This is a genomic window from Sphingomonas quercus (assembly GCF_018863195.1).
In the GTDB taxonomy this organism is placed as follows: Bacteria; Pseudomonadota; Alphaproteobacteria; order Sphingomonadales; family Sphingomonadaceae; genus Solisphingomonas; species Solisphingomonas quercus.
Genome location: NZ_JAHKRT010000003.1, coordinates 126853 through 138667, shown reverse-complemented (window position 1 = coordinate 138667; position 11815 = coordinate 126853). Strand labels below are relative to the sequence as shown.

Sequence of the window (11815 nt, the reverse complement as noted above, 5' to 3'; positions counted from 1 at the left end):
GCGCAGACCGTGAGGCCGGATGTTCTGCGTCCGCCCGGCGTCAGGCGAGCGCCCGAACCTGGGTCTCTATGCTCTTCCACAGATTCTCATGGTGGGTCAGCATCGCCTGGACGAAGATATGCTCGGCCTCCGACACCCGACCGACCCGCTCGTAACAGGCGTCGATTGCCTGATGGCCCTGCTCGGCGATGCGCGAGCAGGCGCCGGCAGGGTCGTCATGGGTGCGCAGGACGTTCGCCCACAACAGCTCGAGCGCCAGCCGGTGGGCCATCACCTGCGCGTGGAGGCTGGTGAGATCGCTCAGGCCTCCGTCGCGCGTGGATTGCGTCATGGCCTGCCCCGGTCGTTCCTCATTCGGCGGCGACCATCAACGGCTGTGCGCGCGCCTCGCTGCGCGGCTTGGCGTCCGCGCCGAAGGTCTTGCGCCACGTCGCCAGCGCCTGGCCGACCACCTGATCCATGTTATAGTAGCGATAGGTCGCAAGCCGCCCGACGAAGGTCACGTCGGTCTGGGCGAGCGCCAGCGCCTCGTAACGCTTGAACAGGGCCTGGTTCTCGGCGCGGGGGATCGGATAATAGGGATCGCCCTCGGCCGCCGGGAATTCATAGGTGATCGAGGTGTGCTCGCTCTCCTGTCCGGTGAGGTGCTTATATTCGGTGACGCGGGTATGGGGCACCGCCTCGTCCGGATAGTTCACCACCGCCACCGGCTGGTGCCATTCCTGCGCGAGCGTGCGGTGCTCGAACCGCAGTGACCGGTAAGGCAGCCGCCCGTAGCGATAATCGAAATACTCGTCGATCGGCCCGCTGAAGACGAGGCGATCGTGCGGATAGGCGCCCCGCGCCTCGCGATAGTCGACGCCGAGCAGGATATCGATGTTGGGATGATCTAGCATCCGTTCGAACATCCGCGTGTAGCCCTCGGCGGGCATCGCCTGGAAGGTGTCGCTGAAATAGCGGTCGTCGTCATTGGTCCGCGTCGGCACTCGCGCCGTCACCGATTTGTCCAGCTCCGAGGGATCCATGCCCCATTGCTTGCGGGTATAGCCGCGGAAGAATTTCTCGTAGAGTTCCTGTCCGACCGCCGAGACCACGACATCGGCAGAGGTGCGGATGTCGGCCACCGGCTCGGCGCGCGCGGCGAGGAAGGCGGCCGCCTCCTGTTCGGTGCGCAGGTCCAGGCCGTAGAGACGATTGATGGTGGTGCGGTTGATCGGGATCGGCACGAGCTGCCCGTCGACCTGGGCCAGCACGCGGTGCTCATAGGGGCGCCACGCGGTGAACTGCGACAGATAGTCGAACACGTCCTTGCTGTTGGTGTGGAAGATGTGCGGACCATATTGATGGATGAGCAGCCCCGCATCGTCCAGCCGGTCGAAGGCGTTGCCGGCGATGTGCGGACGGCGATCGATGACGAGCACCCGCTTGCCGGATTGGGAGGCGAGCCGCTCGGCCATCACCGCGCCGGCGAACCCGGCGCCGACGATCATCACATCATAGGCACTGGGCCGTTCCGCCGGCCACACCGTCGGCGAGACGATCGGCTGAGCGTGCTCGGCGGCGAGCAGGGCCGCTTCGATGAGGCCATCCATTTGCCGGAAGGTGCGGTCCCAGCTGATCTCGGCGAGGAGCGCCTCGATCTCGGCGCGCCACGGCCCGTCGCTGTCGGCAAGGGCGAGGGCATTGTCGCAGGCCTCGGCGAAGGCATCCGCGCCGGATGCGATCTTGACCGCCTCGACCTGACCGTAATGGCGCACCACATCGGCGATCGGCGTCGATACCACCGGACAGCCGGCGGCGAGATATTCGGGCGTCTTGGTCGGGCTGATGAACCGCGTTGCCTCGTTGATCGCGAACGGCATCAGCGCGACATTCCAGCCGCGCAGATAGTCGGGCAGCTCGGCATAGCTCTTGCCGCCGGGATAGAAGAGGTTCGGGCGCCGCGGCAGGTCGGCCTCGCTGATCTTCACCACCGGCCCGACCATGACGAAGCTATAGTCCGGCCGCGCGTCGGCGACGGCGGCGAGCAGATCCAGGTCCATGCGTTCGTCGATGACGCCGTAAAAGCCGAACCGGGGGGCAGGAATCCCCGCCTGGTCGGCCGGCTCGGCGCCCGGCAGTCGCGCCGCCGCGAAATGCCCCACGTCCACGCTCGACGGGAACGGGTGGATGTTCGGATGGCGGTCGCGCTTCGCCTCGTAAAGGCTGTAGCCGCCGGTGAAGACGAGGTCGGCCCGCCGGATCAGCCGCGCCTCCAGCGGCAGCAATTCCGGCGGCGCGCCCTTGAAATTGGCAAGCTCGTCCATGCAGTCATAGACCACGCAATCGGCGGCGAGATGCTCCGACCAGGGCAGCATCATCGGCGTGTAATACCAGCACACCAGCGAGCCTTGCCGATCGGCCAGCAGGCCGTCCAGCAGGCCGCGCAGCGTCTGCGCTTCGTCGGCGCGATCGGCGGTGGCGGGAAGCTCCGGCACCGCCACGACGACGCCGGTGGTCTGGCACCGCCGCACCGCCAATGCCGGGGCAGTGACATGGTCCAGATATTTCGGCTCTTCCCAGAAGATCACACGATACTGGTGCGCAAACCGGCTCATCAAATGCTGCGGGCGCTGAAAGACGAAATCCCAACGTAGGTGACTAAAGCAGATCAATGTCGTGCCGGATCCGTCATACTCCTTCCCCGCGGTGAGAGGTGCCGCGGCGGCCGGGGTCTGCTGGTCCATGTGGGTTACCTTGCTGCGAGATGAATATTCGCAACGAAGCAAAATCAGCAACAGTTCCGCCATAATCGATTGAACTAATCTGTGTTTATACGAGATTTATTCGCGCGGTTGCGAAACGATTTGCCCGCTGGATCATTGACCGCCCCGGTAAACGCGTGAACCGGGAAAGGGGTGCGATGGCACCGCGACAATCGACCGGGCTGGCGCTGTGGGGCGGCCCGGAATGCACCGTCAACCGGATCGGCAACGACTTTTTCGACCAGATCCGCGCGACGGGTCACGAGGATCGCATCGACGATCTCGATCGCTTTGCCGCGGCCGGGTTCAGCGCCCTGCGCTACCCGTTGCTATGGGAACGGATCGCGCCGGAGCGCCCGGACCAGCGCGATTTCGCGTGGAGCGACGCGCGGATGTCCCGGCTGCGCGATCTCGGCATGCCGGTGATCGCCGGGCTGGTTCACCATGGCAGCGGCCCGCGCTACACCGACCTGCTCGATCCGGGCTTTGCGAGCGGCCTTGCCGATCATGCGCGCGCGGTCGCCGCACGCTATCCGTGGATCGAGGACTGGACGCCCGTCAACGAGCCGCTGACCACCGCGCGCTTCGCGGCACTTTACGGCCTCTGGTATCCGCATCAGCGTGACGAGCGCCTGTTCTGGCTGGCACTCATCAACCAGATCGACGCGGTGCGCCTGTCGATGCGCGCGATACGGCGGATCAACCCCGCCGCGCGTCTGATCCAGACCGACGATCTCGGCCGTACCTGGGCGACCGCCGAGCTCAAGGATCAGGCCGGCTTCGACAATGTGCGGCGCTGGATGGGATGGGATCTGCTCACCGGCCGGGTGAGGCCGGGCCATGACCTGTGGCGGCGGCTGCGCGATTTCGGGCTGGAGGAGCGCCTGCGCGTGATCGCCGACGATCCGTGCCCGCCGGACATCATCGGCATCAACCATTATCTCACCAGCGATCGCTTCCTCGATCACCGCGTCCGCCGCTATCCGGACCGGGCGCAGGGCGGCAATGGCCGCCAGCGCTTCGCCGACACCGAGGCGGTGCGCGTGCTCCAGCCGCCACCGCCGGGGCTCGGCGGCGTGCTGCGCGAGGCGTGGCAGCGCTACGGCCTCCCGCTGGCGGTGACGGAAGTCCATAATGGCTGCACCCGCGACGAGCAGATGCGGTGGATCGTCCACGCATGGCGCACCGCGCAGAGCCTGCGCGACGACGGCGTCGACGTCCGCGCGGTGACGAGCTGGGCCCTGCTCGGCAGCCAGGGATGGGACCGGCTGCTGACCGGCGGCGGGCGCTATGAGCCCGGGGCCTGGGACGTCAGCGGCGCTTTGCCGCGCGAGACGGCGATGCTCAAGCTGCTGCAAGGGTTGCAGGGCGGCGAAGCCGGGCACCCGGCGGTGGCCGGCGAGGGCTGGTGGCGGCGGTCGATCCGCCTCCATCATCCGGTGTCGCCGCGCCCGGCGCCGATGCGCGAACATCTGCCGGCCCGCGACCCGGCTCGCGCCCGCGCCGCCCCGCCGATCCTTATCGCGGGCGAGGCTTCGGCCGGGCAAGGCATCGCCGCCGCCTGCCGGCATCGTGATCTCGCCCATGTGCTGGTCGAGCGCATCGACGTCGCCTCCCTCGACCGGCTTCGGCCGTGGGCTGTGATCATGGCGGATGTGGCAGAGGACACCGTGAGCGCGGCCTGCGCCGAACGGGACATCAAGTTCGGCCGGCTGGCCGATGCCAACCTGCCGGAGCGGTGCGACGCCTTGCTCGACGCCCTGATCGACGACGTGTGACGCCCCGCGCGCGCAGGATACGGAACAATGATCGTGCGTTCGTGACGGCATGCCGCATTATTATTTCGATCTTCACAACGGAACCGGCCTCACCCGGGACGAGGAAGGGCTCGATCTCGTGGACGAGGCGGCGGCGCGCGCCGTCTCGCTGGAAACGATCCGGTCGATCCTGAGCGACGAGGCGAGGTCCGGATCACTCGATCTCGTCGGCCGCATCGACGTGCGCGGCGCTGCCGGGGAGACTGTAATGTCGATCAGCTTCGAGGATGCGGTCCAGGTGCGGCAGCCTGCCGGAGCCGCGCATGATTGAACGCCACATCGCTCGTCTGCGCGCGCGTCATTCAATCAGCGGGGCCGAGGAGCAGGCGATCCGCGGGCTCGTGTCCGAGACCCGCCGGGTCGCAAAGCAGACGGTGTTGATCCGCGAAGGCGCGTTGCTCGATTCCAGCACCTTGCTGCTCGATGGCCTGTTGTGCCGCTACAAGGACATGGAGGAGGGCCGACGCCAGATCACCGAGCTGCATCTGCCCGGCGACTTCGCGGACTTGCACAGCTTCACGCTCAAGCGGCTGGACCATAACATCCTGGCGATGAGCGACAGCCTCCTCGCCACCGTTCCCCACGAGCGAATCCAGCGGCTGATCAACGATCATCCCCGCCTTGGCCGCATCTATTGGTTCAGCACCAATCTCGACGCGGCCATCCACCGCGAATGGGTGCTCTCCCTCGGCACGCGCGGCGCCGCCGAGCGGACGGCGACGCTGTTCTGCGAATTGCAGGTCCGCATCGGCCTGATCGACGGCACCAGTCCGAAGGAGTTCATGCTGCGCATGTCGCAGAGCGAGCTCGCCGAATGCCTCGGCATCACCCCCATTCACGTCAATCGCACGCTGGCGCGGCTGCGCGAGGAGAAGCTGATGTCGTTCCGGCACAACCGCGCGGAGATCTATGATCTCGCCGGCTTGCGCCGCCTCGCCGATTTCGACGATGGCTATCTCTATCTCGATCCCGAGCCGCTCTAGACCATCCGCTTGAGGAGATCGTCCACGTTGCAGCTGGCGAAGCTGGTGAAATTGTCGGCCACGCCGAACGGCAGCAGCAGCGTGCGATCATGGACGACCGCGCCACAGCTATAGACGACATTGGGCACATAGCCGCTTCGCTCGCCCGGGCTCGGCCGCAGGATCGGCTCGGGCGTGCGCGCCAGCAGCCTCGACGGATCGGCCTTGTCGAGCAAACAGGCGCCCACGCAATAGTTGCGCATCAGGCCTACGCCGTGGGTGATGACCAGCCATCCCTCGTCAAGCTCGATCGGCGAGCCGCAATTGCCGACCTGGATGAATTCCCACGGATAGCGCGGCGTGACCAGCTTCGTGCCGCCATCCCATGTGGTGATGTCGTCGGAAGCCACGAACCAGAGATTCTCATTGTCCTGCCGGCCGATCATCGCGAACCGACCGTCGATCCGGCGGGGAAACAGCGCCATCCCCTTGCTGGCCGCCACCGATCCCTTGAGCACCGTCATCTCGAAGGTATTGACGCCGGTGCCGCGGAACAGCTCGCAACGCGCGTCCCGGCCGTCATAGGCGGTATAGGTGCCCAGAAAGCTCGGAGACCCGTCCTCCTCGGTGAAGCGCACCATGCGCAGGTCCTCGATGCCCTGGCGCTGGCTGGCGGTGACCGGGAACAAGACGCTTTCCGATGGATCTTCGCTGCCTTCGCAGATGACGCGCGTGGTGTCGCCGCTTTCGTCCGTGCCCTCGATGCGGGGCGAGGTGATCCACGGGCTGGGATCGTCGACATGGAAGCCGCCGCTCCTGCTCCAGCGGCCGGTGCGGAAGGTGACCGATGAGAGATGCCCCTCGCCGATGCCGCGCAGCGACAGGATGAAGTTGAAGCCGTCGGCCGGCGCGCCGTCCTGGTTCATGCGCTTGACGATGCTGGGGTTGAACAGCGCCGCCGCCTCGAACGAATATTCCGCGCTCAGATAGGCACCGATCAGCAATTGCTGCTCGGCATCGGCGGCGACCGGCTCGGGCAGCGCGTCATTCACCTCCTTGAAGCGGCGGAGCAGAGCGCCTTCGACGTCGCGATGGCGCTCGGACAGCGAGGCGATCGCCGCGTCGCATTCCGCGTGGCAGGCATTCCTGCCCAGCGTCAGGATACGGTCGATCACCGTGCGCGTGCGCGAGCGCGCCGGATCGCGAAAGGCCTCGGGATAATCGACGTTGAACGGCTTGATGACGGTGCGGGACGGGTCGGGCCGCAGATGCAGGCTCGAAAATTCGAACAGCCCGTCATTCATGCCCGCTCGACTCCATGTGGGACGACCAAGGCCGCCTGGTTGGGGTGCCATACTATCAAATGCCAGCCGGCGTTCCTCCGGCTCGTCGCATTACGACTTTGGTCGCGGCTGTTTCGCCCAGGGCGAGGGTCTAGCCGGGGCCAATCCGGCAAGGCTCCGACGATCGCTGCGGGGCGCTGCAACGACGAGAGCGAGGATTTCCCATGAAGGCGCGACTGCTGGCGACTGCGGCCCTGTGTTCGATGATGGCGCCGGCGGCGGCGCTGGCGGCGCCCTCCGCGCTGCCGAACGTGCCGGCCGAACAGGGCGCGGTGACGGTGCGCGGGGTCGGCGACGGCAAGGCCGACGACAGCGCCGCCCTCCAGCAGGCCATTGACGCGGCCTTCGCCAATGGCCGCGGCGGCATCGTGTTCCTGCCGTCGGGCCGCTATCGCATCTCGAAGACGATCTTCGTGCGTTCGGCGGTGCGCATCTTCGGCGTCGGGCCGACCCGGCCGGTGATCCTGCTCGGCAATCGCACGCCGGGCTTCGACAGCGGCGTGAAGACGATGCTGAGCTTCACCGGGGAGGATCAGTATCAGATCGGCGCCGTCGCGGTGCCGCCGCCGACGAGCGTGCCGTTCAATCCGCGCATCCAGGACGCGACGTCGAGCACCTTCTATTCGGCGATGAGCAATGTCGACATCGAGATCGGCGCCGGTAATCCGGCGGCGACGGGGGTGCGCTTCCGCGTCGCCCAGCACGGCTTCCTGCGCCATGTCGACATGCGCATCGGCTCCGGCCTCGCCGGCGTCTATCAGGCCGGCAACGTCATGGAGGACGTGCATTTCCACGGCGGCCGCTATGGCATCCTCACCGAGAAGACCTCGCCGGCCTGGCAGTTCACGCTGATCGACTCCACCTTCGACGGCCAGCGCGACGCGGCGATCCGCGAGCATGAGGTGGGGCTCACTCTCGTCAACGTGCGCATCGCAAACACCCCGGTCGGCATCGATATCGACGAGGGCTATGGCGACTGGCTGTGGGGCAAGGACGTCCGCTTCGAGAATGTCGCCAGGGCGGCCGTGATCATCTCGAACGAGGATAATGCCTATACCCAGATCGGTTTCGAGAATGCGCTCGCCAGCCGCACCCCGACCTTCGCGCGCTTCCGCACCAGCGGCAGGACCGTGGCCGGAGCGGGCACGGCCTACCGGATGAAGGATTTCGGCTACGGCCTGGCGCTGTCGGGCTATGGCGATGCCGGCACGTTCAGGACGAGGGCCGAGGCCGAACCCCTCAAGGCGCTTCCCGCCCCGCGCGAGGCGGCGATCCGCGATCTGCCGCCGATGTCCGAATGGACCAACGTCAAGGACCTCGGCGTCAAGGGAGACGGCAAGAGCGACGACACCGCCGCCATCCGGCAGGCGATCGCCAGCCATCGCGTGCTCTATTTCCCGATGGGCCATTATGTGGTCAGCGACACCCTGGCGATGAAGCCGGACACGGTGCTGATCGGCCTGCATCCCAGCCGCACCCAGATCGTGCTGCCGGACAACGCCCCGGCCTATGCCGGCGTCGGCCCGGCCAAGGCGCTGATCGAGGCGCCGTCGGGCGGCACCAACATCGTCACCGGGCTCGGCCTGTTCACCGGCGGCTATAATCCGCGCGCCAGCAACCTCATCTGGCGGGCCGGCGAGACCTCGCTGGTCGACGACGTCAAGATCCAGGGCGGCGGCGGCACCTACATGGCCGACGGCAAGCATCTCGACATGTCCAAGCCCGCCTATCGCTCGGACGGCCAGCATCCGAGCATCTGGGTGACGGACGGCGGCGGCGGCACCTTCGCCGACGTGTGGTCGCCGAACACCTTTGCTTCGGCCGGCTTCTACGTTTCCAACACCAAGACGCCCGGCCATGTCTATGAGCTGTCCAACGAGCATCATTACCGCAACGAGATCGTCCTCGACGGCGTCGAGAACTGGGAGTTCCTCGCGCCGCAGACCGAGCAGGAGGTGCGCGACGGCGTCGATACCGTGTCGCTGGAAGTGCGCAACTCGCGCAACATCCTGTTCGCCAACTACCACGCCTACCGCGTCACGCGGACGATCAAGCCGGCGCTGACCGCGGCGCGGCTATTCAACTCCTCCGACATCCGTTTCCGCAACGTGCATGTGAATGCCGAGAGCGGCTTCGCCACCTGCGACGCCAATGGCTGCACCACCTATCTGCGCGCCAGCAAGTTCCCCTTCGAGAACGCCATTCTCGACATGACCAACAATCTCGCGGTGCGTCAGCGCGAGTTCGCGAGCTTCGATGTCGGGGCCACGCCCGTCGCCGCGCCGGCCGCCTCGCTGGCGCCGGTCGAGAAGCTGGCCGACGGCTTCTATTCGATCTCCGGCGCGGCGGTGGACGCAGCCGGCAAGCTTTATTTCGTCGACCACCGCTTCCAGCGCATTTATGGCTGGAGCGACCGGGAGAAGCTGTCGATCGTGCGGGACCTTCCGGTCGACCCGGTGAACCTCGCCATCGATACCTCGGGCGCGCTGATGGTGCTGTCCTCGGACGGGCCGGAGGCGACCGTCTACAGCTTCAAGCCCGGTAGCCACGACCCGATCACGCTGATCAAGCCGACGCCGGTTGCCGCCCACGCCGACGCGCGTATCGCGCTGCCGGTCAACACCTGGGTCAATGGCGAATTCAGGGATCAGCTCGATCCCGCGACGATGCGCTTCACCACGCTGCACGACATGTATGTCCGGGATGCGGGCGCCGCCAAGGCGCGGGAATATGTCTCGCCGGACGGCAGCCTCGCACTGCCGGCCTACCGCGTGCTGACGCAGGGGCCGACCAATTTCCAGGGCTGGCGCTGGTCGGACAGCCTCGACAGTTACGGCTTCGTCACCGCCAGGGCCGGGGAGCGGGTATTCGTCGTCAACGGCTCGGAAGACCGCACCTATAGCGCCCGGGTGGGCGCGGCCGGCCAGCTTACCGATCTCAAGCCCTTCGCCAATCGCGGCGGCGAGGGCGTCGCGCGCGGTCCGGACGGCCGGGTCTACGTACTGAACGGCGAGGTGTTCGCCTATGACGCGGATGGCAAGTCGCTCGGCCGCATCCTGGTGCCCGAGCGTCCGATCCAGATCCTGTTCGGCGGCGCCGACGGCAAGACGCTGTACATCCTCACCCACCGCACGCTCTACGCGGCCAGGCCCTGACCGGGCCCGGCCGCTGAGGCGGTTCAGCCGAGGCCGGCGAGACTGCCCTGCACTTCGCGGATCGAGCGATCGATGGCGCCGAGGGCGTGGGCACGCTCGGTCTCGGGAAACGCCGCCGACGCCTGCTGCGTGGCCACCGAGGCGCGCATCTTCCTGAGGCTGGCGAGCCCCTCGTCGAGCGTGGCGCGCACCGATGCGGGGGCGGCGCTCGCGCACATCACCGTATAGGTCTGCTCGCCGCCGATGCCCTTGATGGCATGGGCGCTGGGCTTGGCGGCGGCCTTCAGATCGCAACCGCCGCCCTTGCCGAAGCTGGCGGGCAGCGTCAGCCCGCCCGGCAGGGCAGCGCCGGGGGCGACGCTGCGCCCGCCGACGATCAGCGCATAGGCTCCCGAACCGTCGGGCTTCACGGCGATCGTCACCGCCTGCTTGCCGGCAGCGGCGGGCGCTCGCCCGGGCTGCACCGCGCTTGCCGCCAGCGCCGCCCCGCCGCACAGCAGCATCAGCGAACCGCCGATCACGACAGCACGCATCGACCGTGGCTTCTGATCAAGCATCATCAATCGTCCTTTCAGGCTTGAGCGCGCGTTGAGGTTGCACACGGGCGGCGCGCCGACGCCCGCGGCCTTGGCGAGAAGCGCGGCATAGGGCGCGACCGCGGAGCGCCCGGCGCGGGCGAGAACGTGCGCGTCCGCTGCGAATTCCTGATCATCGTGGAAGGCCCGGCTGGCGATCCATGCGACGGGGTTCCACCAGTGGACAGCGAGCATGACCAGCGCCGCCCAGTTGGCGACCAGATCGCCGCGCGCGTGGTGCGCGCATTCATGGGCGAGCGCGAGTGCCTGCTCGCGCTCGTCATAGGCCAACGCGAAGTCACGCGGCACGGCGACGAAGCGGCGGAACACGCCGAAGGCGACCGGGCCGTCGACGTCGGCCGCGATGATCCGCACCTTGCCGACGCGGCCCGACGCGGTGCCTGTCGCGCGAAGCCGATGGCAAAAGGCGAAATGGCGGATCGCGTGGATGCCGAGCAGCGCCGCCGCGCCAGCGGCCCAGATTGCCAGCATAATGAACCAGCCGGAGGGCAGCGCCCACTGGCCGGAAACGTCGCTGCCGCCCGCCGTGCCGCTGGCCAGCACCAGCATCTTGCGGGCGATCGGGCCGGCCAGCGGCAGCTCCCCGGCGCCGTCGATGGCGAGGGGCGGCAGGATCATCCGCGCCGCCGGCAGCGCCCACAGCGCATAGGCCAGGCCGGGGCCGATCCAGCGGCGCACCGCCCCGCGAACGCCGAGGACGAGCAGCATCAGGGCGGTCGACGCGGCGAGCGTGGTCAGCAGCCAGGCGGCGAACGGGCTCACGCGCCGAGATCCTTGAGGAGCGCCCGGATCTCCGCCACTTCCTCAGCGCTCAGCTCGTCGCGCTGGACGAGGTGGGCGACGAGCCGCGTCGGCCGGCCGCCGAACAGGCCGTCGATCAGCCGCCGGGACTCCCGGGCAACATAATCCTCGCGCGCGACGAGGGGGCGGTAGAGGAAGCGGCGTCCGTCCGGCTCATGGGCGACGATCTTCTTGGCGACGAGGCGGGCCAGCAAGGTCCGGACCGTGTTCGCCGACCACCGACGCTCGTCCGGCACCCGCTCGACGACCTCCTGCGCGGTCAGGGGATGGTCATCCCACAGGACGGAAAGGACGACGGCTTCGGCTTCACTGATCCGTTCCACGCGGCGGCGCTCCCGACTCAACTACAGATGTAGTAATAATGCTACTACGTTTGTAGTCAAGGCCGCGCCGCATC

9 protein-coding genes are annotated in these 11815 nt (G+C 67.6%); 4 read left to right on the top strand and 5 right to left on the bottom strand.

All coding sequences use genetic code 11. The features are described 5' to 3' along the window. Window positions 1-40 precede the first annotated feature (40 nt). Entirely contained in the window at window positions 41-331 is a 291-nt protein-coding gene (locus tag KOF26_RS06580) for a hypothetical protein (RefSeq protein ID WP_216322127.1), read from the bottom strand. 19 nt (window positions 332-350) lie between these two features. Further along, window positions 351-2597, bottom strand: coding sequence for a UDP-galactopyranose mutase (gene glf, locus KOF26_RS06575; protein WP_216322124.1), 2247 nt, complete (start codon window positions 2595-2597; stop codon window positions 351-353). Between the two features lie 305 nt (window positions 2598-2902). Here glf and KOF26_RS06570 point away from each other — a divergent pair, with 305 nt between their 5' ends. The 3 genes from KOF26_RS06570 to KOF26_RS06560 are packed head-to-tail and all read left to right on the top strand — an operon-like array spanning window position 2903 to window position 5544. Further along, window positions 2903-4522 (top strand): glycoside hydrolase family 1 protein, encoded by a 1620-nt coding sequence (locus KOF26_RS06570; protein WP_216322121.1) that lies wholly within the window; start codon window positions 2903-2905, stop codon window positions 4520-4522. Window positions 4523-4571: 49 nt separating this feature from the next. Continuing rightward, window positions 4572-4832 (top strand): DUF6894 family protein, encoded by a 261-nt coding sequence (locus KOF26_RS06565; protein ID WP_216322118.1) that lies wholly within the window; start codon window positions 4572-4574, stop codon window positions 4830-4832. Continuing rightward, entirely contained in the window at window positions 4825-5544 is a 720-nt protein-coding gene (locus tag KOF26_RS06560; RefSeq protein WP_216322115.1) for a Crp/Fnr family transcriptional regulator, read from the top strand. Before KOF26_RS06565 ends, KOF26_RS06560 begins: the two co-directional genes overlap by 8 nt. Here the strand turns inward: KOF26_RS06560 and KOF26_RS06555 are convergent. Then, on the bottom strand, window positions 5541-6827 hold the full coding sequence (locus tag KOF26_RS06555) for a glycoside hydrolase family 130 protein (protein ID WP_216322112.1): 1287 nt from the start codon (window positions 6825-6827) through the stop codon (window positions 5541-5543). The genes KOF26_RS06560 and KOF26_RS06555 overlap by 4 nt on opposite strands. A gap of 203 nt (window positions 6828-7030) precedes the next feature. Between KOF26_RS06555 and KOF26_RS06550 the strand changes: the two genes are divergently transcribed. Continuing rightward, on the top strand, window positions 7031-10021 hold the full coding sequence (locus KOF26_RS06550; protein ID WP_216322109.1) for a glycosyl hydrolase family 28-related protein: 2991 nt from the start codon (window positions 7031-7033) through the stop codon (window positions 10019-10021). 23 nt (window positions 10022-10044) lie between these two features. Here KOF26_RS06550 and KOF26_RS06545 read toward each other — a convergent pair whose 3' ends face one another. Beyond that, entirely contained in the window at window positions 10045-11379 is a 1335-nt protein-coding gene (locus KOF26_RS06545) for a M56 family metallopeptidase (protein WP_216322106.1), read from the bottom strand. Next, window positions 11376-11741, bottom strand: a complete 366-nt coding sequence (locus KOF26_RS06540) for a BlaI/MecI/CopY family transcriptional regulator (RefSeq protein WP_216322103.1) — start codon at window positions 11739-11741, stop codon at window positions 11376-11378. The genes KOF26_RS06545 and KOF26_RS06540 overlap by 4 nt, the downstream gene beginning before the upstream one ends. Between the last annotated feature and the right edge of the window lie 74 nt (window positions 11742-11815).